Annotated in this window: 25 protein-coding genes; 12 read left to right on the top strand and 13 right to left on the bottom strand. The window is 71.7% G+C overall.

Translation table 11 applies throughout. The features are described 5' to 3' along the window. Window position 1: 1 nt before the first annotated feature. Window positions 2–643 carry a cysteine hydrolase gene (locus tag ACIHIX_RS26590; RefSeq protein ID WP_399960298.1) on the bottom strand — a complete coding sequence of 214 codons (642 nt, stop codon included), beginning with the start codon at window positions 641–643 and terminating at the stop codon, window positions 2–4. Window positions 644–782: 139 nt separating this feature from the next. On the opposite strand from ACIHIX_RS26590, the gene ACIHIX_RS26585 reads away from it, so the two are divergent. Then, window positions 783–1,250: a pyridoxamine 5'-phosphate oxidase family protein gene (locus ACIHIX_RS26585; protein ID WP_399960296.1), complete on the top strand. Its 468-nt coding sequence runs from the start codon at window positions 783–785 to the stop codon at window positions 1,248–1,250. 6 nt (window positions 1,251–1,256) lie between these two features. On the opposite strand, the gene ACIHIX_RS26580 is transcribed toward ACIHIX_RS26585, so the two are convergent. Beyond that, window positions 1,257–2,159, bottom strand: coding sequence for a LysR family transcriptional regulator (locus ACIHIX_RS26580; protein WP_399960294.1), 903 nt, complete (start codon window positions 2,157–2,159; stop codon window positions 1,257–1,259). 75 nt (window positions 2,160–2,234) lie between these two features. On the opposite strand from ACIHIX_RS26580, the gene ACIHIX_RS26575 reads away from it, so the two are divergent. Then, window positions 2,235–3,248 carry a DMT family transporter gene (locus ACIHIX_RS26575; protein ID WP_399960292.1) on the top strand — a complete coding sequence of 338 codons (1,014 nt, stop codon included), beginning with the start codon at window positions 2,235–2,237 and terminating at the stop codon, window positions 3,246–3,248. Window positions 3,249–3,848: 600 nt separating this feature from the next. Here the strand turns inward: ACIHIX_RS26575 and ACIHIX_RS26570 are convergent. Next, the gene (locus tag ACIHIX_RS26570; RefSeq protein WP_399960291.1) at window positions 3,849–5,180 is read right to left on the bottom strand and encodes an aminotransferase class I/II-fold pyridoxal phosphate-dependent enzyme; all 1,332 of its coding nucleotides are present in this window, start codon (window positions 5,178–5,180) and stop codon (window positions 3,849–3,851) included. 66 nt (window positions 5,181–5,246) lie between these two features. Here ACIHIX_RS26570 and ACIHIX_RS26565 point away from each other — a divergent pair, with 66 nt between their 5' ends. Continuing rightward, window positions 5,247–5,933, top strand: a complete 687-nt coding sequence (locus ACIHIX_RS26565; RefSeq protein ID WP_399960289.1) for a pyridoxamine 5'-phosphate oxidase family protein — start codon at window positions 5,247–5,249, stop codon at window positions 5,931–5,933. Further along, the gene (locus ACIHIX_RS26560; RefSeq protein ID WP_399960287.1) at window positions 5,933–6,565 is read left to right on the top strand and encodes an FMN-binding negative transcriptional regulator; all 633 of its coding nucleotides are present in this window, start codon (window positions 5,933–5,935) and stop codon (window positions 6,563–6,565) included. Before ACIHIX_RS26565 ends, ACIHIX_RS26560 begins: the two co-directional genes overlap by 1 nt. Window positions 6,566–6,570: 5 nt before the next feature. Here the strand turns inward: ACIHIX_RS26560 and ACIHIX_RS26555 are convergent, their stop codons facing one another. The 3 genes from ACIHIX_RS26555 to ACIHIX_RS26545 form a co-directional block, all read right to left on the bottom strand. Continuing rightward, window positions 6,571–7,515 carry a DMT family transporter gene (locus ACIHIX_RS26555; RefSeq protein ID WP_399960285.1) on the bottom strand — a complete coding sequence of 315 codons (945 nt, stop codon included), beginning with the start codon at window positions 7,513–7,515 and terminating at the stop codon, window positions 6,571–6,573. 170 nt (window positions 7,516–7,685) lie between these two features. Beyond that, entirely contained in the window at window positions 7,686–8,690 is a 1,005-nt protein-coding gene (locus tag ACIHIX_RS26550) for an EamA family transporter (protein WP_399960836.1), read from the bottom strand. 46 nt (window positions 8,691–8,736) lie between these two features. Continuing rightward, the gene (locus tag ACIHIX_RS26545; RefSeq protein WP_399960284.1) at window positions 8,737–9,297 is read right to left on the bottom strand and encodes a Clp protease N-terminal domain-containing protein; all 561 of its coding nucleotides are present in this window, start codon (window positions 9,295–9,297) and stop codon (window positions 8,737–8,739) included. 198 nt (window positions 9,298–9,495) lie between these two features. Here ACIHIX_RS26545 and ACIHIX_RS26540 point away from each other — a divergent pair, with 198 nt between their 5' ends. After that, entirely contained in the window at window positions 9,496–9,684 is a 189-nt protein-coding gene (locus tag ACIHIX_RS26540) for a hypothetical protein (protein WP_399960283.1), read from the top strand. A gap of 114 nt (window positions 9,685–9,798) precedes the next feature. After that, entirely contained in the window at window positions 9,799–10,227 is a 429-nt protein-coding gene (locus ACIHIX_RS26535; RefSeq protein ID WP_329341553.1) for an SRPBCC family protein, read from the top strand. A gap of 70 nt (window positions 10,228–10,297) precedes the next feature. On the opposite strand, the gene ACIHIX_RS26530 is transcribed toward ACIHIX_RS26535, so the two are convergent. The 3 genes from ACIHIX_RS26530 to ACIHIX_RS26520 form a co-directional block, all read right to left on the bottom strand. Then, a complete protein-coding gene (locus ACIHIX_RS26530; RefSeq protein WP_399960281.1) occupies window positions 10,298–10,924 on the bottom strand; it encodes a PadR family transcriptional regulator in 627 nt (208 codons plus the stop codon). A 117-nt stretch (window positions 10,925–11,041) separates the two neighbouring features. Next, on the bottom strand, window positions 11,042–12,676 hold the full coding sequence (locus tag ACIHIX_RS26525) for a thiamine pyrophosphate-binding protein (RefSeq protein ID WP_399960279.1): 1,635 nt from the start codon (window positions 12,674–12,676) through the stop codon (window positions 11,042–11,044). After that, a complete protein-coding gene (locus ACIHIX_RS26520; RefSeq protein WP_399960277.1) occupies window positions 12,673–13,458 on the bottom strand; it encodes a cyclase family protein in 786 nt (261 codons plus the stop codon). The genes ACIHIX_RS26525 and ACIHIX_RS26520 overlap by 4 nt, the downstream gene beginning before the upstream one ends. A gap of 177 nt (window positions 13,459–13,635) precedes the next feature. On the opposite strand from ACIHIX_RS26520, the gene ACIHIX_RS26515 reads away from it, so the two are divergent. Further along, window positions 13,636–14,445, top strand: a complete 810-nt coding sequence (locus ACIHIX_RS26515) for a PhzF family phenazine biosynthesis protein (protein ID WP_399960276.1) — start codon at window positions 13,636–13,638, stop codon at window positions 14,443–14,445. A gap of 25 nt (window positions 14,446–14,470) precedes the next feature. On the opposite strand, the gene ACIHIX_RS26510 is transcribed toward ACIHIX_RS26515, so the two are convergent. Further along, window positions 14,471–15,271, bottom strand: coding sequence for a CPBP family intramembrane glutamic endopeptidase (locus tag ACIHIX_RS26510; protein ID WP_399960274.1), 801 nt, complete (start codon window positions 15,269–15,271; stop codon window positions 14,471–14,473). A gap of 207 nt (window positions 15,272–15,478) precedes the next feature. Between ACIHIX_RS26510 and ACIHIX_RS26505 the strand changes: the two genes are divergently transcribed. Then, window positions 15,479–17,251 (top strand): substrate-binding and VWA domain-containing protein, encoded by a 1,773-nt coding sequence (locus tag ACIHIX_RS26505; RefSeq protein WP_399960272.1) that lies wholly within the window; start codon window positions 15,479–15,481, stop codon window positions 17,249–17,251. 724 nt (window positions 17,252–17,975) lie between these two features. On the opposite strand, the gene ACIHIX_RS26500 is transcribed toward ACIHIX_RS26505, so the two are convergent. Then, window positions 17,976–19,493, bottom strand: a complete 1,518-nt coding sequence (locus ACIHIX_RS26500; RefSeq protein ID WP_399960270.1) for a glutamate-cysteine ligase family protein — start codon at window positions 19,491–19,493, stop codon at window positions 17,976–17,978. A 129-nt stretch (window positions 19,494–19,622) separates the two neighbouring features. Here ACIHIX_RS26500 and ACIHIX_RS26495 point away from each other — a divergent pair, with 129 nt between their 5' ends. The 4 genes from ACIHIX_RS26495 (at window position 19,623) to ACIHIX_RS26480 (ending at window position 22,418) form a co-directional block, all read left to right on the top strand. Then, window positions 19,623–19,826, top strand: coding sequence for a hypothetical protein (locus ACIHIX_RS26495; RefSeq protein WP_399960268.1), 204 nt, complete (start codon window positions 19,623–19,625; stop codon window positions 19,824–19,826). Between the two features lie 220 nt (window positions 19,827–20,046). Then, window positions 20,047–20,637, top strand: coding sequence for a hypothetical protein (locus ACIHIX_RS26490; protein ID WP_399960266.1), 591 nt, complete (start codon window positions 20,047–20,049; stop codon window positions 20,635–20,637). Window positions 20,638–20,931: 294 nt separating this feature from the next. Further along, window positions 20,932–21,138 (top strand): DUF5999 family protein, encoded by a 207-nt coding sequence (locus ACIHIX_RS26485; protein ID WP_329341539.1) that lies wholly within the window; start codon window positions 20,932–20,934, stop codon window positions 21,136–21,138. Window positions 21,139–21,371: 233 nt separating this feature from the next. After that, window positions 21,372–22,418 (top strand): LacI family DNA-binding transcriptional regulator, encoded by a 1,047-nt coding sequence (locus ACIHIX_RS26480; protein WP_399960264.1) that lies wholly within the window; start codon window positions 21,372–21,374, stop codon window positions 22,416–22,418. Window positions 22,419–22,521: 103 nt separating this feature from the next. Here ACIHIX_RS26480 and ACIHIX_RS26475 read toward each other — a convergent pair whose 3' ends face one another. Then, complete coding sequence (locus ACIHIX_RS26475; protein WP_399960262.1) at window positions 22,522–23,559, bottom strand: endo-1,4-beta-xylanase; 1,038 nt, start codon at window positions 23,557–23,559, stop codon at window positions 22,522–22,524. Window positions 23,560–23,606: 47 nt separating this feature from the next. Continuing rightward, a complete protein-coding gene (locus tag ACIHIX_RS26470; protein ID WP_399960835.1) occupies window positions 23,607–24,371 on the bottom strand; it encodes a carbohydrate ABC transporter permease in 765 nt (254 codons plus the stop codon). Window positions 24,372–24,436: the final 65 nt, after the last annotated feature.

The raw sequence follows: 24,436 nt of genomic DNA, 5'->3' as shown, positions 1-24,436 counted from the left end.
ATCAGGCCCGCTTTCGCCGGCCGAGACAGGCCAGCAGGTCGGCCGTCGTGGTGAGCGTGGCGACCAGCGCGAGGGTGTTGCGGATCATCGCGGGGGTGTAGTCGGAGGGCACCCCCGCGATGGCGTCCGTGGGCACCACGGCCGTGTAGCCGCGGTTGACCGCGTCGAACACGGCGTTGGGGATCGCGATGTTGGCGGAGACGCCGGTGACGACGAGGGTGCGGCAGCCCAGGTTGCGCAGCAGCGGGTCGACGTCGGTGCCCTGGATCGGCGACAACCCGTGCAGCCGTCGTACGACGAAGTCCTCCTCGGAGACTTCGATCGGGGCCGCGACCCGGACCGCGCTGGTGCCGGACAGCTGCTGGACGGGGAGCCGTTCGGCGGCGCGGAAGAGGCGCGCGTTGCGGTTGGCGCCGCGGCCGTCGGGGCGGCGTTCGGCGATGGCGTGGACGACCTGGACGCCGCTGTCGTGGGCGGCCGCGACCAGCCGGGCCACGCTGGCGAGGACGCCCGACGACCGCGCCTCCTTGGCGAGTTCGGGGAGTGCGCTGTCCGGGCCGACGACACCTTGCTGACACTCGACGGTGAGCAGCACGGTGGTCGCCGGGTCGAGGAGTTCGCTCAACTGCTCGTGCGACGGCACGTTTTCCCCCTTGTCGCCGACGGTACGGAGCGGGCGAGCGTAGCCACCATTGCGTGTTGATGGAAGAGACCGCATTGTCTTCTGACAGAAGTCTTCTGACGGACTGTCAGAAACTGAGCCAGGAGAGAGAGGGGGGCGCATGACCGTCACTCAGCGCCGGGGCCGGAAGATCATGATGACGCCGGGCGAGCTGGACGAGTTCCTCGCCGGCCAGCGCACCTGCCGGGTCGCCACCGTGTCGAAGGACGGCGCTCCGCATGTGAGCACGCTGTGGTTCGCCTGGGACGGCACCTCGTTGTGGCTGTACTCGGTGGTGAAGAGCAAGCGCTGGACCGATCTGCGCCGCGATCCACGGGTCGCGATCGTGGTCGACACCGGTGAGGAGTACGACGAGCTGCGCGGCGTCGAGCTGTCGGGTGCCGTGGAGTTCGTCGGCGAGGCACCCCGGGTCGGGGATCTCTACGCCGAACTCGACGTGCCCGAAACGCTGTTCGCGCGCAAGAACTTCGGCCTCGACGAGATGCCGCACGACGGCCGACACGCGTGGATGCGGCTGACCCCGGACAAGATCGTGTCGTGGGACTTCCGCAAGCTGCCCTCCCTGTAGGGCGGTTCAGCCGAGGTCGGCCGCCGCCGCCCTGAGCGCCTCGACCGCCGCCCTGATCGACGGGCGGCGGTCGGCGTCCGCGCGCCAGACGACGTACACATGGCGCCGGACCCGCTGCTTGAGCGGGACGGTCACGACCCCTTCGGGCATCGGGTGGCGGCCCAGCAGCGGGGCGATGCAGACACCCAACCCAGCGGCCACCAGGCCGAGTTGGGTGTGGGTCTCGGCTGCGCGGTGGCCGACGATGGGCTCGATGCCCTTGGCGCGCAGGGTGAACATCAGCCACTCGTGACAGAACTCGCCCTGCCCCCAGGTGATCCACTCGTCCCCCGCGAACTCGGCGAGGTCCACCTCCTCGCGGTCGGCGAGCCGGTGCCCGACCGGCATCGCCACGTCCGCCGGGTCGTCCAGGACGGAGGCCTTGACCAGGCCGTCGGGAAGCGGCATCGGCTTGTTGTACCAGTCGAGGACCACGGCGAGGTCCAGGTCGCCGCGGACCACGCCGGCGATGCCGAGTTCCGGTTCCAACTCGCACGAGCGGACCCGCAGCGCGGGGTGGGCGGCGACGAGCGCGGAGAGGGCGGCCGGGAACAGTCCGCGCGCGGCGGTGGGGAACGCGGAGAGTCGCAACTCGCCGACGACCTGCCCGCGTTGGGCCTCCAGGTCGGACTGGGCGAGTTCGACCTGCGAGAGGATACGGGCCGCGTGCTCGGCGAGCAGCCGGCCGGCGTCCGTGAGCCGCACCCCTCTGCCGTTCTTGGCGAGGAGCCGCTGGCCGACCTCGCGCTCCAGCTTGGACATCTGCTGGGAGACCGCGGACGTCGTGATGTGCAGTCCCTCGGCGGCGCCGCTCACCGAGCCGTGCCGGGCGAGGGCGTCGAGGGTGCGCAAGCGCTCCAGGTTCAACATGTAAGCGATGCTACGAGATATCGCGTCGAACATCTCGCTTGTGCTACGAGGTCTTCGACCGTCATGGTTGCTCTCATGACCACCGCCGCCCGCACCCGGACCCGAACGCTCGACTGGCGCCTGCGCTTCGCCACCCTCGCCCTGATCTGGGGTTTCAGCTTCCTGCTGATCAAGGTGGGCACGGACGGGTACGCCCCCTTCCAGGTCACCTTCGGCCGGTTGCTGTTCGGGACGCTGGTGCTGGCGGCGGCGATGGCGGTGAAGCGGGAGCGGCTGCCGCGTGGCGCCCGCACCTGGGGCCATTTGACGATGGCCGCCCTCCTCCTGAACGCCCTGCCGTTCTCGCTCTTCGCGTACGCGGAGCTGACGATCCCGTCCACGCTCGCGGGGATCTGCAACGCGACCTCACCGCTGTGGGGCATGGCGCTGTCCGTGGTCGCGCTGTCCGAGGACCGGCCGACGCGGGTCCGGGTCGCCGGGCTCGGGATCGGGTTCCTCGGGGTCCTGACGGTGCTGGGCGCCTGGCAGGGCTTCCACGGCCTGGACGCCAAGGGCACGGTGATGGCACTACTCGCCTCCCTGAGCTACCCGATCGGCTGGATCTACGTCCGCCGCACCCTCGCCGGTACGGGACACTCCCACCTCTCCATGACCGGGGCCCAACTGCTGTTGGCGACGCTGCAACTGGCAGCCGTCACCCCTCTGTTCACCTCGTTCCCGACGCGCTTCACGGCCGTGCCCCTGCTGGCGGTCGCCACGCTGGGCGCGCTGGGCACCGGGCTGGCCGTGCTCATCCAGTACGGCCTGGTGGCCGAGGTCGGGCCCACGACCGCCCAGATGGTCACGTACTTCATCCCCGTCATCGCCACCGCGGCGGGCGTCACGATCCTCGGGGAACCCCTGAGCTGGTCGACCCCGGTGGGAGCGGCGATCGTCCTGACGGGAGCAGCACTGACCCAGGCCCGAAAGACCCCGCCGCGCAACGCCCCGAACCAGGCCAACCACACGGCCCACACCCCCACCACCCCTGCGACCCCCACCTCGGCCCCGACGAACCACACCAGCCCGACCGCGGGCCCAACCACCTGACGCAGGACCAGAAGGCCCAACCGCCGAACCACACCACCCCCGCCCCGAACCAAGCCGGCCACACGACCCACACCCCGGACCGACCACCCCTGCGACCCCCACCCCAGCCCCGGCCAACCACACGGCCCACACCCCGGCCCCAGCCCCGGCCAACCACACTGCCCGCACCCCAGCCCCGGCCAACCACACCACCCCGACCCCGAGCCCAACCAACTAACGCAGGACCAGAAGGCCCAACCACCGAACCACACCACCCCCGGCCCCGAACCAAGCCGGCCACACGACCCACACCCCAGGCCGACCAACCGAACCGACCCCACCCCCGGCCCGACCAACCACCCTGCCCGTACCTTCGACCCCACCGACCAGGCAGGCCGCACCCCCACCCCGGTCGACGGCGCGAGGGACACCGCCGCGCCCGGTCGGCCCACGGCGAACACTCGCGCCCCGGCCGGCGACGCCACCTACACCCCGCCCCGGCCGATCCGCCCCGCGTGCCCCCGCCCCGGCCGATCCGCTCCGCGTGCCCTCACCTCGGCCGGTCCCGCCCCGCACATCCTCGTCCCGGCCGGCGGCGACACCCCACCTCAGCCAACGTCGTCACACATAACCCCGCCCCGGCCCAGGCCCCACCGCCGCCGCGATCGCCTCGGCCAGGGGTGCCGTCTCCGGCTCGGTCAGCGTGGCGATCGTGACGCGGATGCCGGGGGCGGCGTCCAGGCGGAAGCGGGCGCCCGGTGCCACCGCCCAGCCGGCGTGGAGGAGGCGGGCCACCGCGCCCGTCTCGTCGGGGACGGGGATCCAGACGTTGAGGCCGCTGCGGCCGTGCGCGGGGACGCCGCGCCGGGCCAGTTCGGCGATCAGGGCGTCCCGGCGGGCCGCGTAGGCCGCCGCCACCGTCTTCGGGTCGACCGCACCCTCGGCCCACAGCCGGGCCACCGCCCGCTGCGTGATCCTGCTGACCCAGCCCGGGCCGAGACTCTGCCGGCCGCGTACCCGGTCGACCGTGACGGGGTCACCCGTGAAGACGGCGAGCCGCAGGTCGGGGCCGTAGGCCTTGGCGGCCGAGCGGACGAAGGCCCAGCTGCGGGTGGCGCCGGCCAGCGCGTGCAGGGGCAGGTCGACGATGCCGTGGCCGTGGTCGTCCTCGATGAGCAGGGTCTCCGGGTGTTCCCTCAGCACGGCACGCAGGGCACGCGCGCGTGCGGCCGTCACGGCGGCGCCGGTCGGGTTCTGCGCCCGGTCGGTGACGATCAGGGCGCGCGCCCCCGACCGCAGGGCCGCGCGGACGCCGTCCGGGAGCGGCCCCTCGTCGTCCACACCGACAGGGGCCGTACGCAGTCCGACGGCCGGGATCAGATCCAGCAGGCTGCCCCACCCGGGGTCCTCGACGGCGACCGTGTCACCCGCTTTCAGGTGAGCCGCCAGGACACGCTCGATCACGTCGAGCGAGCCCGAGGCGACCTCCAGGGGCCCGCCGGGCACACCGTCGGCGTCCAGCGCGGCCCGCGCGCGGCGTGCCAACTCCGGCTCCACCGCCGCCTCCCCGTACATCACCGGCTCCCGGTCGTTCCGCTCGGCCGCCGCCGCGAACACGCCCGCCAGGCTCGGCAGCAGCTCCCGGTCCGGGTTGCCGCTCGCCACGTCCCGGACGCCGGCCGGCACCTCCACCCGGATCGACTCGCGCCCGGTCGTGGCCGGCTTGGGCCGCACCCGGCTGCCCCGGCGCCCCGAGGTCTCGATCACCCCACGCTCGCGCAGGATGCGGTACGCCGCCGCGACCGTGTTCGGGTTCACGCCCAGTTCGCCCGCCAACTCCCGCATGGGCGGCAGAAGTTGGCCCGGCTCCAGCTCACCGGCACCCACCGCGCGCTCGACGCTCGCCGCGATCTCGGCTGCGCCACGTCCTTCGATCCGGTATTCTCCTAGCACAAAGCAGATTATGCACTAGTGCAAACAGTCTCGCAACTCGCCGCACCTTTCATTACGGAGACCGCCATGCAGGGGACCACGCAGCCGACGACACCACCGACCGCCGCCTACCCGGCGACCGACCGCACGGTGCCCACCCGCTCCGCGGACCGTGCCGCGTACGACAAGGAGGTCGTGCACGCGATACTCGACGAGGCCTACGTCTGCCACCTCGGCTTCGTCCGCGACGGCGCGCCGGTCGTGCTGCCGACGCTGTACGCCCGGGTCGGCGAGCGCCTCTATGTGCACGGCTCCACCGGCTCCCGCCCGCTGCGGATGACCGGCCAGGCCGACCCCGGTCTGCCGGTGTGCCTGACGGTCACCCACGTCGACGCGCTGATCCTGGCCCGCTCGGCCTTCCACCACTCCATCAACTACCGGTCCGTGGTGGTGCACGGCACGGCGTACGACGTGACGGACCCGGAGGAGAAGCGCCTCGCCCTGGACGCGCTCGTCGACCACGTCGTGGCGGGCCGTTCCAAGGACTCGCGGCCCGCCAACAAGAAGGAACTGGCCGCCACCGCCGTCATCCGCCTCGACCTCGACGAGGTCTCGGCCAAGCTGCGCACCGGCGGCGTCAACGACGAGCCCGAGGACCTCGCCCTCCCCCACTGGGCCGGAGTCGTCCCGCTGCGCAAGGGCTACGACACCCCGATCGGCGACCCCGACCTGGCCCCCGACACCGTCCTGCCCGACTACCTGACGACCCTGTGATGCTGATCCACCCGTGGGACGCACCCCGCGCGGATGCCGAGTGGCACCAGTGGCTCGCCGTCCATGACTTCGGCACGCTGGTGGTCAACGGACTGGACGGCGAGCCGCCGTACGCCCAACCGCTGCACTTCACCTACGACGCCGACCGCGGCGAGGTGCTCACGCACCTGGCCCGCCCCCACCCGATGTGGGCGGCGTTGCTGTCGAACCCCGACGTCGTACTGAGCGTGGTCGACGACTATGTGTACGTGCCCGGCCCCTGGCAGGCCGGTGTGGACATCCCGTCCGAGCACGGCACGCCGACCAGCTTCTACGCGGCCGTCCAACTCCGTTGCCGGGCCCATGTGGTGGACGACCCGGCCGAGAAGGCAGCGCTGCTCAACCGCCAGGTCGGGCACTTCCAGCCGAAGGGCGGTACCGCGGAAGTCGCCGTCGGCGAGGCGCCGTTCGACCGGCTGCTGTCCGGCCTGCGCGGTGTCCGGCTCGACGTCACGGGCGTACGCGCGAAGTTCAAGTTCGGCGGCAGACGGACCGAGGAGGTCCAGGACTCGATCGCCGAACATCTGGCCGAGCGCTCCGGACCGCGGGACGCGGCGGCGCGTGAGCACATCCGGCGCCGCCGCGTCAGCTGACGCTCCTACACCGGTACGGGCTCGCCGCGCCGCCCCGCACGGGTCTCCGCCATCGCGAGACCCGTGACCGACCCCAGCATCAGCAGGGTGCCGAGGAGGGTCGGCGCCGTCAGCCGCTCGCCGAACAGGACCACGGCCAGCACGGCCGCGCCGACCGGCTCCAGGAGCATGATCACGGACACGGTCGCCGACCGTACGGCCGCGGCACCCGCGAAGTAGAGGGTGTAGGCGAGGGCCGTCGGCACGGTGGCGAGGTAGGCCAGCAGCCAGAGCAGCAGGCCGGGGCGGGCGGTGTGCGGGACCAGGCCCTCGGCCAGCGCGAACGGCAGCAGCAGCGCGCTGGTGACGGCGAACACCCCGACGGACGTACCGGCCGCGTCCGCTCCGCCGTCCCGGCCCCAGCGCCGGGTGAGCAGGGTCATCGCGCAGCCCCCGGCCGCCGACCCCAGCCCGAGCAGCACGCCCCAGGGGCGTACCGCGGAACCGTCGTCCCAGAGCGTCAGCACCCCGAGCCCGGCGAGTGCCCCGGCGACGGCCGTCACGCCACCGCGCCCGAGCCGCTCCCCCAGGGTCAGCCGGGCGCCGACGGCGACGAAGACAGGCCCCGCGCCGAGCGAGACCACCGTGGCCACGGCGAGCCCGGTGATCTGGACGGCGGCGAAGTAGCCGGTCTGGAACACGGCGAGCCCGAGGCCGGTGGCCGCCGCCCGCAGCGCCTTGCGGCCGAGCGGTTCGCGCGGTGCGGTGCGGGCCTGGGGACGCAGCAGCCGTACGGCGGCCAGCAGGACGAGCCCGGACGCGCAGCGCCAGAAGGACAGGGCGACGGGCCCCAGATCGCTGACCCCGTAGGCCAGTGTGGCGACCGCGCCCGCGGTGCCCCAGGCGGCACCGGCGACGATCAGACAGAGCAGGCCTCGCCCGACGGGCAGGCCGGAAACAGCATTCGACACGTGTCGTCTCCGCAGACTTGGAGAAGTGCGGACCCCGACCGAGCGGGATCCATGGACTTCGTCCGCGGGCAGCACCGTTCCACCCGGCACGGGGCCGGGCGTGGCTTCGGCAGGGCCCGCCTCAGACGGCGGGCGGCGCGATGACGCGGTGCGTATGCATGATCGGCAGACTAGGCAGCGGCCGAGCGATCCGACAACTCCCTTTCCGGGCCGCCGCTCGCCACCGGTTCCGGGGAGCCCTTCGCGGGGGCCGAGGACTGGGCGATGAAGGCGCCGGCCAGGACGACCGCGCCGCCGATGATCTGCGGGGCGGAGAGGTGCTCGCCGAGCAGGATCCAGGCGAGGACGGTCGCGATGACCGCTTCCAGGCAGGCGACGACTCCGGCGACCTGGGGCGAGAGGCGTCGTACGGAGACCACGCCGGTGATGTACGCGAGCACGGTCGCGATCAGGACGATCCAGGACAGCAGCAGGGCGGCGGCGACCGAGGTGCCGTTCATGTCGGCGGTGCCACCGAGCACGGACCAGTCCATGGTCCAGGGGCGGGCCACGGCGGTGAGCACGAGGGCGCCGACGAGGAGGCCGTACGCGATGACCCCCAGCGGGTCGGGGGCGTCGGCGCCGGAGTCGCTGCCCTGGTCGGACAGGACGAAGTAGCCGACCTGGCAGCAGGCCGCGCCGAGCGCGAGGAGCAGGCCCACCGCGTCGAAGCTCAGCCCCGACCAGACCTCGACCACGCACGCCAGCCCGCCGACCGCGAGGACCACACCGAGCGCGGCGGCCCGGGTGACCGGCCGGCGCTGCACGAACCGCACCCAGCCGAGGACGAGGGCGGGTGCGAGGTACTCGACGAGCAGCGCGACACCGACCGGGATCCGGGAGATGGAGGCGAAGTAGAAGGCCTGGACCCCGGCCACGCCGAGCAGTCCGAACCCGGCGAGCAGCGCGGGGCGACGGCGCAGCAGGGCCCGGTGGCGCACGGCGAGCGGCAGCATCACAAGGGCCGCGCCGGCCACTCGCAGCCACACCACGTGAAGCGGGTCGAGCCCCGCCTCGATCAGCGGCTTGGCCGCGACACCGGAACCTCCGAAGGCGACCGCCGACGCGAGGGCGAGGCCGAGCCCGACACCCCGTCCGCGGTTGCCGCCACTGCTGTCAATCGTCTGCACCGGCACATGATGACAGGCCATGACATGAGCGTCACCCCCGATGACACCTGTCTCAGCGGCTGGACGCCGTACGGCTGTCCGGCAGGCCGCCGTCCCAAGGCCGGCTGTCGATCCGGGCCAGCAACGCGCCCGCGTCGATCCCGGCGCGGGTCAGCACCTCGACGGCGCGCGCCTCGGGGTCGGCGACGACGGCCGCGAGCAGGTCGATGCCGCCCGCCCGGTCGGCGCCGCGGTCGGCGGCGCGCTCCTCGGCGAACTCCATCGCGCCCGCGGCCAGCGGCGAGAAGCCCTCCGCCTGGGTCACCACGGGCACCGCGCCGGAGTCCTCGACGCTGCCCTGCCAGCGCAGCCCGTAGCCGATACTGCGCTGCACGAGATAGGCGAGCAGCCGGGCGAGCCGCGGTCCGCCCTCGAAGACGGCCCGCACCTCGGCGTCGTACTCCAGGAGGGAGTGCAGCAGATGGGCCGTGTCGATCTGCCGGTCCCCGTCGCGGAGCGCCCGTCGGCGCGCGCCGGAGACCACCGCTGCCAGCTCCTCGCCGAGCCGGGCATCGTGGTCCGCGCGATGGCCTCCCGGCTCGCTCACCGACTGCCGGGGAATACGGGGTTGCACATCCCCTACCCCATCAGTCCCGCCGGACCGGGGCATCCCCGGCGGGAACCATCTTCGCGTCCGGCGGAGAGTGGACCCGCACGGCCGAAATCTCGTCCTTACGGATGAGATCTGGCCGATTCCTCACGACGGGCGCGCGCCGCCTTGATTCACGCCCGTACGCAACCACCCGTACCGGCTCGCTCGTCTCACAGGTACATGGAGAGCAGCTGCTGGCTGGTGGCTCTGCCGGCCGTCGACGGGATGCAGTACGTGTACCGGGTGTACGCCCCGGAGGACGCGCTGCTCGCCGACCTGTTCTGGGACGCCTGGCACTGCCACGACGAGAGCACGTTCCCGCGGGCGTGGGACGTGTTCGACGCGGCGGTGATACGCCTGGTGGCCTGACCGGCCGCCGGCTCGGCCCGTCTCCATATTTCCTGACGGTTCATCAGCATTGAATGTTCGCGGCCCTGCGGCTACGTTCCGCGACACCGTAGCCGGAGACGAAGGGGTGGTCGCATGGCCGAAGTCAGCGCGGAGGCACGGATCGAGGCGCCGGCCGAGAAGGTGTGGAGCCGGCTCACGGACTGGTCGTCGTACGGCGAGTGGAACGCCACCCACACCAGCTTCCCCGAGGGCGGCCCGAAGAGCCTCGAAGTGGGCGGGACCTACCAGGAGAACATGAAGCTGATGGGTTTCCCGGCCGAGGTCGAGTGGACCATCGACGAGCTGGAGCCGGCCCGGGTGTTCGCCACCAAGGGCAAGGGCCCGATGGCGGTGAGCCTGGTCAACCGCTACACGCTCGTCCCCGACGGCGACGCGACCACGGTCCGCATCGACAGCGAGTTCACGGGCGCGGCGGTGTCCCTGATGGCGGGCAAGCTGAAGGACTCGGCGACGGCCGCGCTGAACGAGTCACTGCGGAAGCTGGCGGGTCTGGTCGCCTGACCGGGAGCGGACGCACACCGAGGCGCCCCGCGGATGTTCCGCGGGGCGCCTCGGTGTGGCCGTACGGCCGTCAGTCCTCTTCGGCGAGGATCAGGTACAGCTTCTTGCGGGCGTCGTTGATGACGCCGACCGCCTTCTCGCGCTGCTCCTTGCTGCCGGTCTTCCAGACCTGCCCGAAGGCCTCCATCAGACCGAAGCCGGCCTGGCGGATCTCACCCAGCGCTTCGAAGTCCACACCACGGGAGGCTTCCTCCCAGGGCGCGTCGGGGCCCTCCTCGGCCGCGGTGCGGCCCGCCTCGGTGAGCGAGAACAGCTTCTTGCCGCCCTCGCTCTCGCTGGCGATCAGGCCCTCGTCCTCCAGCAGCTGAAGGGTGGGGTACACCGAGCCGGGGCTGGGCTTCCACGCCCCGCCGCTGCGCTCGGCGATCTCCTGGATCATCTCGTACCCGTGCATCGGCCGGTCCCTGAGCAGGGCGAGGATCGACGCGCGTACGTCGCCGCGCCGCGCCCTCCCCCTCGGTCCGCCGCGCCCTCGTGGCCCCCAGGGGCCCGGACCGAAGCCCGGTCCACCGAAGCCGGGGCCGCCGGGGCCACCCGGCCCGAAGGGCCCGAAGGCACCACGCCGACCGTCGAAACCGCCTCGGCCGCCTCGGGGGCCGGGTCCACCGTGTCCACGTTCGAATCCATGGGAACGCATCGCCATCACTCCATCCATCGTTGATCTGTCGCGATGCGTCAACGATATATCGGAACTGTTCGCATGGCAAGGCCCATGGAGCCGACCCGAGCCGAACCCCGCGCGCCGTGCTCCCGCTCAGTGCCCCCGGAACGCCTCCTCCAGCCACCAGGCCCCGTGCTCCTTCGTGACCTTGGCGTCCACCAGCAGCGGTGCCAGGCGGGGCCCCGCCACCCAGTCCTCCACCGCCTTGAGGTCGGCGCGGCCTCGTACGGTCACCGCCTCGAAGCCATGACCGCGGGCGACGGCGGCGAGGTCGGTGGGCGGGAAGGTGACCGTGTCGAGGGGGAAGCCGTCGGGGCCGAAGTGGTGGACCTCGGCGCCATAGGCCTCGTCGTCGTAGACGATCACGACCATGGGCAGCCCGAGCCGGCGTACGGTGTCCAGCTCGGCCACTCCCATCAGCGCCCCGCCGTCCCCGAGCGCCGCCACCGGCAACCGGTCCGGCCGGGCCAGGGCCGCGCCGATCGTCGTCGCGAGGCCCAGGCCGATCGACTGGAAGGCCTGGGTGAAGCAGAAGCCCTCCTCGTCGGGCACCGAGAGATGGGCGCTCGGATAGCCCATGAAGTTGCCGGAGTCGACGCCCACGACCCGCTCGGCCGGGAGGATGGCGTCGAGGGCGGCGCTCAGGGTGCGCGGGTCGATACGGTCCCGGGTGCTCTCGTCGTCGTAGGGGATGTCCCGCCACCGGCCGCGGGCGCGGAGGGCATGCGCGACGTCCTCGGTGCGCCGGCCCTCGCGTCGTTCGCCGCCCGCGGCCAGCGCCTGTCGTGCCGTGCGGGCGACGTCACCCGTGACGCCCAGGTGGATCTCACGGTGCGCGCCGAGCGCGGAGGCGTCGTCGTCGACCTGGACGACGGTGGTGTCGGGCCCGATCATTCGGCCGTGCCGCGTGGTCCACATGGTGAGGGCACAGCCCCAGGCCACGATCAGGTCGGCGTCCTGGATCAGCTCGGCGGCCAGGGGCGTGGCGAAGCCTCCGGAGATGCCGAGCGACCAGGGATCGCCGTGGAACAGGCCGTGGGCGACGGCGGAGGTGGCGAGCAGGGCACCGTGGTGGTCGGCGAGCGCGGTCAGGGCCTCGCCGGCCGCCCTGGCACCGCGGCCCGCCACGAACACGGGGCGGCGGGACCGGGCGAGGGCCGCGACCAGCGCCGCCACCTCGGCCGCGGCCGGTTCCACGGGGGTCCGCGCCGGGGGCGGTACGACGGCGAGGGCGGCCATGTCGGGGACGTCCAGGTCCTGCACGTCCAGGGGAAGGTTGAGGACGACGGTACGGCGCTCGTGCAGGGCGCGTCGTACGGCGCCGCAGGCCTGTTCGACCGCCGACGCCGGGGACGTCACGCGTTCCGTGACCGCGCCCACCGCCCGCGCCAACGCCTCCTGGTCGACGTGGAAGTTGGAGGTCGGCCGGGTGGCCTCGGCGGCCAGGACGAGCAGCGGGGTGCGGCTCTTCGCGGCCTCGGCGACACCCGTCAGGGCGTTGGTCAGGCCGGGCCCCTGATGGACGCTGAGGGCGGCGACCGTGCCGCTGACCCGGGCGTAGGCGTCGGCCATGGTGGCCGCTCCGCCCTCGTGGCGGGCGGCGACGAAGCGGGCACCGGCCGCGGTCATCGCGTTGGTGACATGGAAGTTGCCGGAGCCGACCACGCCGAACACCTGCCGCACACCGGCCCCGGTCAGGGCCCGGCCGACCGCCTCGGCGACCTTCATGAGCGCTCCACCAGGGCGATGACCCGGGCCGGCGAGCCCGAACCCCGGACGATCGGCAGCGGGCCCGCGACGACCACGGCGCCGGTGGCGGGCAGCCCACCGAGGTTCTGGAGCTGCGTCAGCCCGTACTTGTCGTTGCCCATGAGGTACGAGTGGCAGGGGAAGACGGGGTCGAAGGAGTGTGCCGCGCCGGCGTCGGTGCCCACCGTCTCGGTGCCGAGGCCGATCACCGGGGACTCCTCGGCAACCCAGCGGGCGCACTCGGGCGACAGGCCCGGGGTGTGAGGGCCGTTCTCGTCGGCGTTCAGGAAGTCCCGCTGGGACTGGGACCTGGCGTCCCAGCCGGTGCGCAGCAGCAGCCAGCCGCCGTCGGGCAGCGGACCGTTCGCGGCCTCCCACGCCTTGATGTGGTCCACCTCGACCAGGAAGTCGGGATCCCCTGCCGCCTCGGCGGAGAAGTCCAGCACGGCCGCGGGCGCGATCAGCCGGCTCACCGGCACCGAGGCCACGTCGGTGAGGTCCTTGCCGGTGACCCAGTGGTTGGGGGCGTCGAAGTGGGTGCCGGTGTGCTCGCCCGTGCGGAAGTTGTTCCAGTACCAGGCCGGGCCGCGGTCGTCGTACCGGCTGATCTCCTCCAGCTCGAACACCTGCGTCTGCCCGAACGGCTCGGGCAGCTGGATCACCGGGGTGTCCGAGGACAGCGGCGACGTGAGATCGACGACCTCGATCGCACCGCCCCGCAGCCCGGCCAGCAGGGCTTGGAGAACGGACGGCTGGGACATGGCGGCCTCCTGGACTGTCGCGGATAGGTGACGCGTTGACGACGGTCGCACCGCCGCGGCGACGCGTCCAGACAGCGCTCCGGGAGGGAGACCGGGAGGAAAGCCGGGAGGGAAATGGGTCCAGTGGCCCCGAATTGGCCTTGGCCCGGTGGGCCACTCGCGCTTAGCGTCGGGCGCATGCGTATCCGAATCGTCGACGCCTTCACCGACCGCCCCTTCGCCGGCAACCCCGCCGGCGTGCTGCTCCTCGACTCCTTCCCGGACGACGAGCGGCTCCAGAACGTGGCCGTCGAGGTCAACCACGCCGAAACGGCCTTCGCCCACCCCCTTCCCGAGGGCGGCGACGCCGACTGGGCGCTGCGCTGGTTCACTCCGGCCGCCGAGGTCAACATGTGCGGCCATGCCACGCTGGCCACGGCGCACGTGCTGCGCACGACCGGCGCGCACGAGGGCCCGGTGCGGTTCGCCACCCGCAGCGGCGTGCTCATCGCGACACCGGGCGAGGACGGTTCGATCACCCTGGACTTCCCCACCGCGCCGCTCACCCGGACCGAGGTCCCGGACGGAGTCGCGGCGGCGCTGGGCACCGAGCCGCTCTCCGCGTTCGACACCGGTCCGAACGTCGGCGACCTGGTCCTCGAACTCGCCGACGAGAAGACCGTCCACGCCCTCGACCCCGACCACAAGGCCCTCGGCGCCTTCTCCGAGCGAGGCATCATCGCGACCGCCCGCGCCGAGGACCCGGCCCGGGGCTACGACTTCGTCTCCCGCTGCTTCTTCCCGAACTACGGCATCGACGAGGACCCGGTCACCGGCAGCGCCCACACCGCGCTGGCCCCCTTCTGGGCCGGACGTCTGGGCCGCACCGAACTGACCGGCCTCCAGGCCTCCCCGCGCTCGGGCCGGGTCCGCACCGAACTCCGCGGTGACCGCACCCTCCTCACGGGCCGCGCGGTCACCACGATCGAGGGTGAGCTGCTCGTCTGACGCCCCCGGCAGGGCCGGCGCCGGCTCACGCGGTCGGCAGCCAGCCCACCTTGCCGGCCAGCAGTGCGTACCCGACGAACGCCCCGATGTCGAGCAGCGAATGCGCCACCACCAGGGGCCCCACGCGGCCCCATCGGCGGTAGAGGTAGACGAACACCACGCCCATCGCCATGTTGCCGATGAACCCGCCGATGCCCTGGTAGAGGTGGTACGACCCGCGCAGTACGGAACTGGCCACCAGCGCGGTCCCCGGCGTCCAGCCCAACTGGCCGAGCCGGCGCAGCAGATAGCCGACGACGATGACCTCTTCGAGGATCGCGTTCTGCAGCGCGGACAGCACCAGCACCGGGTACTTCCACCACACCTCGGGCAGCGCCTCGGGCACGACGGTGAGATTGAAGCCCAGGCCGCGTGCGGCCAGGTAGAAGGCGATTCCGGTACTGCCGATCACCGCGGCGATCCCCGCGCCCCGCGCCAGGTCGAACCAGGGCTTGGTGCGGTCGAAGCCGAGGACGCGCAGGCTGCTCCCCTCCCGCAGCAGCAGATGCGCGACCAGGGCGACGGGCACGAGTGACGAGGCGATCCCGAAGAGCTGCCAGGCGAGATCGAGCCAGGGACGGCCGGGTGCGGCCGAGGCGTTGAGGGTGGCCGCCTGGTCCTTGAGGCCGCCAGGTTTCGTGACCGATCCGACAAAGCTGATCAGGGCGGACACACCGCTCGCACCGAGCGAAAGCCCCAGAACGAGCAGGGTCTCGTCCCGGAGGATCCGTCGTGAGGACCGCTCCGGCGGAAAAGAATCAGCCACCGCACCCGCCTCTGCCTGCACACCTGACTCCAATTCAGTAATCCCGTCTCATCCCCTTCGTGGCCCCGCTAGGGTCCTCGAAAGAACTTACGAAGATCGTGAGAACTTACGACGATCGTGCGCGACAGGCCGTTGGGGGACGGACACCGTACGGGGCGTTCCTCCCCCTTCGACCGCCATACCGGCCGGCGACCGGCAGCAGGTCCGACAGGGAGGGGCACCACCGTCATGGGACGTCACAGCTTGCCCGATCAGTATGGGGCGGGCGGCAGCGACCCCCGTCCACGCGCCCGGCGCCGCTCGGTGGCCATCGCGACCGTACTCGTCCTGACCATCGCCGGCGGCGCGGCGGCGGCCGTCCGCAGCGGACTGCTCTCCTTCGGCTCCTCCTGCCAGGACAACGCGGTACGGCTGAAGGTCGCCGCCTCTCCCGACGTGGTCCCGGCCCTGCGCGCGGCGGCGGAGCGGGCCCGTGACCACAGCCTCACCTCCGACGGCCGCTGCGTGGACGTCACCGTCAGCGCCCAGGACTCCCACACGGTCGCGGACACACTGCTCAGGGGCCGGAAGACCGATGTGCAGATATGGGTGCCGGACTCGGAGGTCTGGGTCGAGCGGGTCGGGGCGGACAGGGCGGCGACGGAGGTGACGCCGGTCGGCAACTTCGCGTCCTCGCCCGTGGGGGTGGCAATGGTGCCGCGGGCCGCGAAGTCGCTGGGGTGGCCGAAGAAGACGTACAGCTGGATCGAACTCGCCGGTGCCACCATGCGGGACGACGGCCTCAGGCTCGGCGCGGCCGACCCCGCGCGCAGCGCGACCGGCCTGCTCGCGCTGACCCGGCTGAGCGCCGCCGCGGGGGCGATCGAGGGCGGCGACACCCAGGCGGCGGCCATGATGAAGACCCTGTCACAGCGCACGTCCGACAGCGACACCCAGGTCCTGGACACCCTCCCGCGCGACGCCTCCGGCACCGAACAGGGCAACCCGAAGCGCAACCAGGCGCTGGTCCTCAGCGAGCAGGCCGCGTTCGCGTACAACGCCTCCGCCGGGGGCGAGGGGCTCGACCTCTTCTATCCGAAGGACGGCTCACCGCGGCTCGACTTCCCCTACACCCTGGTCGACCAGGCGGTGCTGAGCACGGACGAGAGCCGGGCGGCGCTGCGGTTCGTGAACTATCTGCGCAAGCCCGAGCAGCAGAAGCTGTTCCACAAGTACGGCTTCCGCACCTCCGACGACGAGGTGGCGCAGTCGGTCGTCACGCGGGCGGGCGGCAGCAAGCCGCAGCCCTACGCTAAGCCCGCCGTACGGCCGGCCTCCAAGGCGGCGCTCGAGGAGGCGCTCGGCACCTGGACCATCACGGTGCAGAGCGCTCGGATCACCACGGTCGTGGACGCGTCCTCCTCGATGTCCGAGCCGGTCGCGGGCACGGCCCAGTCCCGCATGGACGTCACCAAGGCGTCCCTCCTCCAGGCCCTCGCCACGTTCACGCCGGACGACGAGATCGGCCTGTGGGACTTCTCCACCAAGCTCGACGGCGACAAGGACTACCGCGTCCTGGTGCCGACCGAGCGTCTCGGCTCGACCCAGGGCAACGGCACCCAGCGCGACCGCCTGACAGCGGCGTTCAGCGGCCTCGCCCCCGTCCCGAACGGCGCGACCGGCCTCTACGACACCACCCTCGCCGCCTACAAAGCGGCCGTCTCCTCCTACGCCAAGGGCAAGTTCAACGCGTTGGTCGTCCTGACCGACGGGGTCAACCAGGACCCCGGCAGCATCTCCCGCGGCGCCCTCGTCAACCGCCTCCGCCAACTCACCGAGCCCGACCGCCCCGTCCCCCTCATCATGATCGCCGTAGGCCCCGACGCGGACCGCACGGAAGCCACCCAGATAGCCACCGCGACAGGCGGCTCCGCCCAGGAGGTCTCCGACCCGTCCCAGATCCATGAGGTGATCCTCAAGGCGATCGTGGCGGCGGGGGCGGAGGAGGGCGTCGGGGGTTGAACGCGGAGGAGAGCAGCGGGGGGGGAGGAACGGAAAGGAGAGCAGCGGGGGGGATGAACGAGGAGGAGAGCAGCGGGGGGATGAGTGCGGCGGGCAGCGGCGGGGGCCGACTCGCACGATAGCGAGCGCGGACTGAACGCGAAGGACAGCGGCGAGGGGGTGAGCGCAGAGACAGCAGCGGGAGCCGACTCGCACGACAACGGGCGCGGGCTGAACGCGGCGTTCAGCGGCGAGAGGGTTGAGTTCGGAGGACAGCAGCGGCAGCCGACTCGCACGACAGCCGGCGCGGACTGAACGCGGCGTTCAGCGGCGCGCGCTGAACGCAGAAGACAGCGGCGCGCGCTGAACACAACGGACAGCCCGCGCGGGCAGAGCGCGGAAGGCAGCGACGGGGCTGAACCCGGCTGGCGGCTGGCGGCTGGCGGCTGGCGGCTGGCGGCTGGCGGCTGGCGGCTGGCGCAGTCTGAGCGCGGACTGGCAGTCGACGCAGGCACATCTACGCCTGCCACCCCACACCTCGCCTCCCGCCTATGCCGCCCTCCCGCCTATCCCTCCCGCACCTCCCGCCTATCCCTCCCGCGCCCTCCCGCCTATAGCGCCCCCGTACCCGCCCGCCCCTCTTCATGCCGGTTATCTCCGCCCGCCGCAACGGCGCTCAGCCACCCCGGCCCCGCCCGGCGGTGCCCACCGGGCCCACGTCCTCCGTCCTCTCCCCTCCGCGCCCTCACCCCAGCGGCACCGGCTCCGGCAACCCCACCGGCCACATGTGCACCGGGTCGCCGACGTGCATCAGCTCGCAGTACCTCCGCGTCAGCGCGGCGAACGCGGCGTCGCGGCTCAGCCCCTTCTCCAGCGCCCGGTGGAAGGTCGCGGACTGCCAGGTCGCCCCGTTGGCACGGCGTCGGCAGCGTTCGTCGATGACACCGAGGTAGAAGTCCCGGTCGGCGGGTTCCACGCCCCACCCGTCGAGCCCGGCCTCGGCCAACGGCAGCAGCTCGTCGCGTACGAGAGTGACGGCGTCGACCTGGGTCAGCCCGCCAAGGCGTCCGCGCCGCGGCCATTCGAAGCGGGCGTCGATCCCGTACTTGCAGGCCGCGTCGAAGTTGGCGGCGGCCGACTCGAAGGGCAACCGGGTCCACACGGGCCGCGACTCCTCGGCGAGGGCGCGGACGACACCGTAGTAGAACGCGGCGTTGGCGATGACGTCGGTGACGGTGGGCCCGGCCGGGAGCACGCGGTTCTCCACGCGCAGATGCGGGACGCCGTCGGCGATGCCGTACACCGGCCGGTTCCAGCGATACACCGTGCCGTTGTGCAGGACGAGTTCGGCGAGACTCGGCACCCCGCCCTCGTCCAGCACCCGCAGCGGGTCCTCGTCGTCGCAGATCGGCAGCAGCGCCGGGTAGTAGCGCAGGTTCTCCTCGAAGAGGTCGTACGCCGAGGAGATCCACCGCTCCCCGAACCAGGTGCGCGGCCGCACCCCCTGCGCCTGGAGTTCGGGCGGGCGGGTGTCGGTGGACTGCTGGAACAGCGGGGGCCGGGACTCGCTCCACAGCTCCTTCCCGAACAGGAACGGCGAGTTGGCGCCGACGGCGATCTGCGCGGCGGTGACGGCCTGCGCGGCGTTCCACACGTCGGCGAAACGCCCCGGGGTGACCTGGAGGTGCAGTTGCACGGAGGTGCAGGCAGCCTCCGGCGCTATCGACTTCGAGGTACAGCTCAGGCGTTCCACCCCGTCGATGTCCAGGGTGAAGTCCTCGCCGCGGGCGGCCACGATCTGGTCGTTGAGCAGGGTGTAGCGGTCGACGTCGGAGAGGTTGGACGAGACCAGGTCGTCCCGGTCGAGCGTCGGCAGAATGCCGATCATCACGATCCCCGCGTCGAGCTCTCCCGCCTTTCGGTCCGCATAGGCCAGCGAGGTGCGTATTTCCTCGGCGAGCCGGTCGAATACACGCCCTCCCAACTGATGTGGAGCTATGTTGACTTCCAGGTTGAACATGGCGAGTTCTGTTTGGAAATCGCGGCTCGCGATGCGTTCGAGTACCTGCGCATTCAGCATTTTCGGCATGCCGTCGGCGCCGGTGAGATTCAGTTCGATCTCCAGCCCCATGAGGTTCTTCGGCCGGTCGAACCGCTTCTCCTCCAGCAGCCGCTCCAAGCCCGCCAGACACTGCCGGAGCTTGCCGCGGTAGTGCTGGCGATCGGACAGATCGAACCGACCTGCCACGACCTTCTCCCCCATCGAAGCATCCCTCCTCGGATGGGCGTGCCGTACATCGGCCGCCGGGCGTCCCGGGTCAGGTGGGATGATGCCCAGTGGAGCCGATCGATAACGTCCCGCGCGGACCCGGCAACCGCTACTCTGGCGCAAGTGACCGGCGGCACATTCACCGGGCATGCGGCACTGTGCAGTTTCGAGTGCCCTGAACATCTCGTGAAAAACGCCGACGACAATTGGCCGTCCAGTTCTCCGGCATTCTTCGAGGTCATCGCCGTACGGCGGATCCAGAATCGGGATGATTCCCACGTATCGCCGACCGAATGGACCCTTGCCGAACCTCCCGGAAACGGCTAGACGAAACATCGTCTGAACACGTGTCGTATAAACTCCGCGAGCGAGGCAGAAGGCGGGCGCCCCGGTCGAACGATCCTGCCGTCAAGGTCCCGTACGGCAGGCCTTACCCCCCTCAAGCGTATGCACGACCCGGCCCCCGCCTCTCTGACCCCGCGAGCTGACAGCGCCGTCCGCCCACGCCCTCGCGCCACTGTGCCTGTCGAATGAGAGGCGACCCACCATGCCGCTGCATGTACCCCCGGCCCCCGCGCCCGCACTTCGCTCCGTCCTCACCGCGCTCGGTTCGCCCACCGCTGTCCGCGAGGCCCGAACACCGTCCCTGCGTAACGCCCAGGGGCCCGCCACGCCCGAACTCCCGCTGCCCGTCCACGTACTCGACGAGATCACCGCCGAGGGCGCCGCCGCCACCCGGCTGGCCGGGTGGCGCTTCCTGATCCGGTGCGGCGACCGCGCCGTGGCCGCGGCCGAGACCCGGCTGACCCCCGACGGCTGGGCCTTCTCACACTTCTTCGAAGGCCCCTACATCACCTCCACCGAGCGCGCGCTGCGCCAGGCCGAGACCATGCAACAGCCCTACCAGCCACGCCTGTTGTCGGTCCCCGGCCTGTACATGCTCACGCTCTGGCTGCACGGCGACTGCACCGCCGACGGCGCCGGCGGCCACCCCGCCGCCACCGATCTGCTCGTCCCGCTCGCGCCCGCGCCACCCGGTATCGCCGCCCACCGGCCGAACCGCGTCGCCGAACTCCTCCCGATGCTGACCCACCGGGTGACACCGGCACCGGCACCCCTGCTGAGCCAGCCCGCCTGACGCCCACGACATCGGGGACACCGAAGACATCGGCTCGTACGAGCGAATCACAGCTCGTACGAGCCTTTTTCCTGCCCGCACCCGTCCGGACTAGCCCCATCCGGCCATCGCGAACCACCCGAAGGGACAGTGCAGTTGGGATGAACCGTCCGCCCGGGTGACGCGTCCTGAACCTGTGAGTAGCGGTGCTGCCAAATCCCTGCGGATTGACGCCCGTGGGGCAACACTGGTTCCGACCGACTTATCACAACGGGGGCAACGATGAAAACCACGACAAAGCGAAAGATCCCACCCATGTGCCAGCACCAGCCGCCGTGTCCGACCGCCGACTCCGCCGACCGGGAATCCGCCCGCCTCGCGGCGCACCACCCGGAGCAGGGCTGGAGCCTGCTGTGCAACGGGGTTCTGCTCTTCGAGGACACCGGCGAGCTCCTGCCCGACGGCCAGATCATCGCCCCGCACCGCCCGCTGGGCACCGACAAGGTGATGACCGCCGCCTGACGTACCGCCCGGGCGGCCGGCGCACGCCCGGAGAACAGTGGGGCCGGCCCGCAGACACACGCTGCGAACCGGCCCCGACGCATGTCCGGAGGCGCTCACTCCCCGTAGCCCCGCATGCGGAATGCGCTCATCCTGACGATCGGCCCCCTGCACCCCTTCCCATCCGTGCCCGTTTTCCGGAAGACTCCTGGAAGTTTCGATCCGTCAGTGGATCCGTCCACGGAGGTGGGGAGTTGGCAACACACGAGGTCGGCACCGAGGGGCCGGCCGAGCCCGGGAGCCGGATCACGATCACCGAGATCGCCCGACAGGCGGGTGTCTCGGTGCCGACGGTGTCCCGGGTCGTGAACGGACGTTCCGACGTGTCGCCCAAGACCCGGGCGCGGGTCGAGCAACTGCTCCAGCAGTACGGCTACCGCAAGCGCCCCACGGCCTCGGGCACCGGCGCCGCCCTGCTCGACCTGGTCTTCAACGACCTCGACAGCCCCTGGGCGGTGGAGATCATCCGCGGGGTCGAGGAGGTGGCGCACGCGGCCGGCGTCGGCACCGTGGTCTCGGCGATCCACGGCCGCTCCGGCGACGCCCGCGAGTGGATGCGCAACCTGCGGGCCCGTGCCTCCGACGGCGTCATCCTCGTGACCTCGTTCCTGGAGCCCGTGCTGCACGAGGAGTTGCGCATCCTCGGCGTGCCGCTGGTGGTCGTCGACCCGGCGGGCTCCCCCGCGCTGGACGCCCCCACCATCGGCGCCGCCAACTGGTCGGGCGGCATGGCGGCCACCGAGCATCTGCTCTCGCTGGGCCACCGCAGGATCGCCCTGATCGCGGGCCCGCCCCGGCTGCTCTGCTCCCGGGCGCGGTTCGACGGCTACCGGGCCGCGCTGGAGGGTGCGGGGCTCGGCGTCGACGACTCCCTCGTCGTCCCCGGCGACTTCCACCCCGAGTCCGGCTTCGACGGCTGCAACGCCCTCCTCGACCTGCCCGAGCCGCCCACCGCGATCTTCGCGGCCAGCGACCAGATGGCGCTCGGCGCGATCGAGGCGCTGCGCCGCCGCGGGCTCAGGGTGCCGGAGGACATGAGCCTGGTCGGTTTCGACGACCTTCCGGAAGTCCGCTGGTCCGCCCCGCCCCTCACCACAATCCGTCAACCACTGGCGGACATGGGCAAGTTGGCCGTCCGCACGGTGCTCAGACTGGCCCGCGACGAACAACCGGACTCCCCCAGGGTGGAGCTGGGCACGGAGCTGGTGATCCGCGCGAGCACGGCACCTCATCCCGGCTGACGACACGACACCGGCCCGGCGGTGGGACACACCGCCGGGCCGGGCCGCACCCCGGCGGACTCCCCTCCGTGCCCAGCCGCCGGGTGTCTCGTGAGGGCGCGCGCTACTTCAGCGCGTCCCTGATCGCGAAGTACGCGGGCTTCGGCCGGAGTTGCTCGTCGTACGGCAGGGCGGCGCCCTGGCCCTCGAAGAACGCCGGGATCCAGCTGTACTTGTCGGTGTAGTCCCAGATCGTGATGCCCACGCACCGGCGCACCGCGAGGCAGGCGTCGGTCAGATCGGCGTACCACTGAGCCTGTTGGGCGAGCTTCTCCTCGGTCGCCGGCAGGATCATCCGGATGTCGACCTCGGTGAGCGCCGTGTCGAGGCCCAGCTTGGCGAACCGGCGGAGGTTGTCCTCCAGCGAGGTGGGATAGCCGTACTGGAGCGCCAGGTGGGCCTGAAGGCCGATGCCGTCGAGCGGAACGCCCTTGGCCTTCAGCTCCTTGGCGAGGTTGTAGTAGGCGTCGCTCTTCGCGCCGACCGTCTCGATGTTGTAGTCGTTGAGGTAGAGCTTGACCTTCGGGTCGGCCTGCCGGGCCCAGCGCAGGGCGTCGGCGATGTAGCCGGGGCCGAGGGTCTTGTAGAAGACCGTCTCGCGGTAGGTGCCGTCCTCGTTGAAGGCCTCGTTGACGACGTCCCAGGCGAAGACCTTGCCGCGGTAGTGCCGTACCTCGGTCTGGATGTGCTTCTTCAGCACGGCCCGCAGCTCGGTCGCCGTCCACTCCCTGGAGGTCACCCAGTCGGGCAGCTGGCTGTGCCAGACGAGGGTGTGGCCGCGCACCTTCTGGTGGTGGGCGCGGGCGAGGTTCACGATCTCGTCGCCGTTGGTCCAGTCGAAGACGCCCTGCTGGGGCTCGGTGGCGTACCACTTCATGCCGTTGCCGGGCGTGATCTGGTCGAACTCGCTGCCGAGGAGCGCCTTGTAGGGCTCGTCGACGAGTTCGGGGTTGTCGGTGGCGCTGCCGAAGTAGCGGCCGTGGCGCTGGGCCAGGTCGGCGAGCGTGGGCTGCTTGTCGTGCGCCTGGGCGGGCGCCGCCATTCCGCTGGCGACCAGGACCGCGGCCACGGCGCCGACGAGTCTGAGGCGGTTCTTGAGCATGGTGGTGCGACTCCTCACGTGCGGGGGTGGGGGCCGTACTGCCGCCGTCAGCCCTTGGTGGCTCCGGCGGTGAGGCCGCCGACGAGCTGCCGCTCGGCGACCGAGTAGAAGGCGAGGGCCGGAACCATCGCGAGGACGAGATAGGCGAAGACCCGGGCGTAGTCGGCGGAGTACTGGCCCTGGAACTGCTGGACGCCGATGGGCAGCGTCCACCAGGTGTTGTCGGTGAACACCAGCAGCGGCAGCATGAAGTTGTTCCAGCTGGTGACGACCGCGAGCACCGAGACCGTGCCGAGTGCCGGCCGGGCCATCGGCAGCAGCACCCGCCACATGAACCCGAAGGAGCTGCACCCGTCGAGGGTGGCCGCCTCCTCCAACTCCCCCGGGATCTCCCGGAAGAAGGCCCGCAGGATGATGATGGTCATCGGCAGCCCGAACGCGGCCTGCGGCAGGATCACGCCCAACGGGTTGTCCAGCAGCCCGAGATAGCGCAGCAGCAGGAAGAGCGGCAGCGCGGCCACCGCGAAGGGGAACATCAGCCCCATCGTGAAGAAGGTGAACAGCACCTCCCGCCCCCGGAACGCGAACCGCGCGAAGGAGAACGCGGCCAGCGCCGACACCGCGACGACGATCACCGTCGTGGCGATCGCGATCAGCGTGCTGTTGCCGAGCAGCTTCCAGAAGTCGCCCGAGCCCAGGATGTCGGTGTAGTTGCTCGCCAGCCAGTGCTCCGGCAGCCCGAACGGGTTGCTGGAGAGCTCGTCCGTGGATTTGAAGCCGGACAGCACGGCATACACCAGGGGTACGACCATGACGGCGCCGACGGCGAGCAGGATGACGTGCAGCGGCAGCGTGCGTGCGGTTCTGCTCCTGCGGC

This window comes from Streptomyces sp. NPDC051913, assembly GCF_044593635.1.
In the GTDB taxonomy this organism is placed as follows: domain Bacteria; phylum Actinomycetota; class Actinomycetes; order Streptomycetales; family Streptomycetaceae; genus Streptomyces.
The sequence above is the reverse complement of the archived record's forward strand: the minus strand, read 5'-3'. Positions and strand labels throughout refer to the sequence as shown.

What these genes read in the sequence shown, in the direction of transcription:
- ACIHIX_RS26585 (WP_399960296.1), top strand. Translation starts at nt 783, where the DNA reads ATGACCGTCACTCAGCGCCGGGGCCGGAAGATCATGATGACGCCGGGC.
- ACIHIX_RS26580 (WP_399960294.1), bottom strand. Translation starts at nt 2,159, where the DNA reads ATGTTGAACCTGGAGCGCTTGCGCACCCTCGACGCCCTCGCCCGGCAC.
- ACIHIX_RS26575 (WP_399960292.1), top strand. Translation starts at nt 2,235, where the DNA reads ATGACCACCGCCGCCCGCACCCGGACCCGAACGCTCGACTGGCGCCTG.
- ACIHIX_RS26565 (WP_399960289.1), top strand. Translation starts at nt 5,247, where the DNA reads ATGCAGGGGACCACGCAGCCGACGACACCACCGACCGCCGCCTACCCG.
- ACIHIX_RS26560 (WP_399960287.1), top strand. Translation starts at nt 5,933, where the DNA reads ATGCTGATCCACCCGTGGGACGCACCCCGCGCGGATGCCGAGTGGCAC.
- ACIHIX_RS26540 (WP_399960283.1), top strand. Translation starts at nt 9,496, where the DNA reads ATGGAGAGCAGCTGCTGGCTGGTGGCTCTGCCGGCCGTCGACGGGATG.
- ACIHIX_RS26535 (WP_329341553.1), top strand. Translation starts at nt 9,799, where the DNA reads ATGGCCGAAGTCAGCGCGGAGGCACGGATCGAGGCGCCGGCCGAGAAG.
- ACIHIX_RS26530 (WP_399960281.1), bottom strand. Translation starts at nt 10,924, where the DNA reads ATGCGTTCCCATGGATTCGAACGTGGACACGGTGGACCCGGCCCCCGA.
- ACIHIX_RS26525 (WP_399960279.1), bottom strand. Translation starts at nt 12,676, where the DNA reads ATGAAGGTCGCCGAGGCGGTCGGCCGGGCCCTGACCGGGGCCGGTGTG.
- ACIHIX_RS26520 (WP_399960277.1), bottom strand. Translation starts at nt 13,458, where the DNA reads ATGTCCCAGCCGTCCGTTCTCCAAGCCCTGCTGGCCGGGCTGCGGGGC.
- ACIHIX_RS26515 (WP_399960276.1), top strand. Translation starts at nt 13,636, where the DNA reads ATGCGTATCCGAATCGTCGACGCCTTCACCGACCGCCCCTTCGCCGGC.
- ACIHIX_RS26505 (WP_399960272.1), top strand. Translation starts at nt 15,479, where the DNA reads ATGGGACGTCACAGCTTGCCCGATCAGTATGGGGCGGGCGGCAGCGAC.
- ACIHIX_RS26500 (WP_399960270.1), bottom strand. Translation starts at nt 19,493, where the DNA reads ATGGGGGAGAAGGTCGTGGCAGGTCGGTTCGATCTGTCCGATCGCCAG.
- ACIHIX_RS26490 (WP_399960266.1), top strand. Translation starts at nt 20,047, where the DNA reads ATGCCGCTGCATGTACCCCCGGCCCCCGCGCCCGCACTTCGCTCCGTC.
- ACIHIX_RS26485 (WP_329341539.1), top strand. Translation starts at nt 20,932, where the DNA reads ATGTGCCAGCACCAGCCGCCGTGTCCGACCGCCGACTCCGCCGACCGG.
- ACIHIX_RS26475 (WP_399960262.1), bottom strand. Translation starts at nt 23,559, where the DNA reads ATGCTCAAGAACCGCCTCAGACTCGTCGGCGCCGTGGCCGCGGTCCTG.
- ACIHIX_RS26470 (WP_399960835.1), bottom strand. Translation starts at nt 24,371, where the DNA reads ATGGTCGTACCCCTGGTGTATGCCGTGCTGTCCGGCTTCAAATCCACG.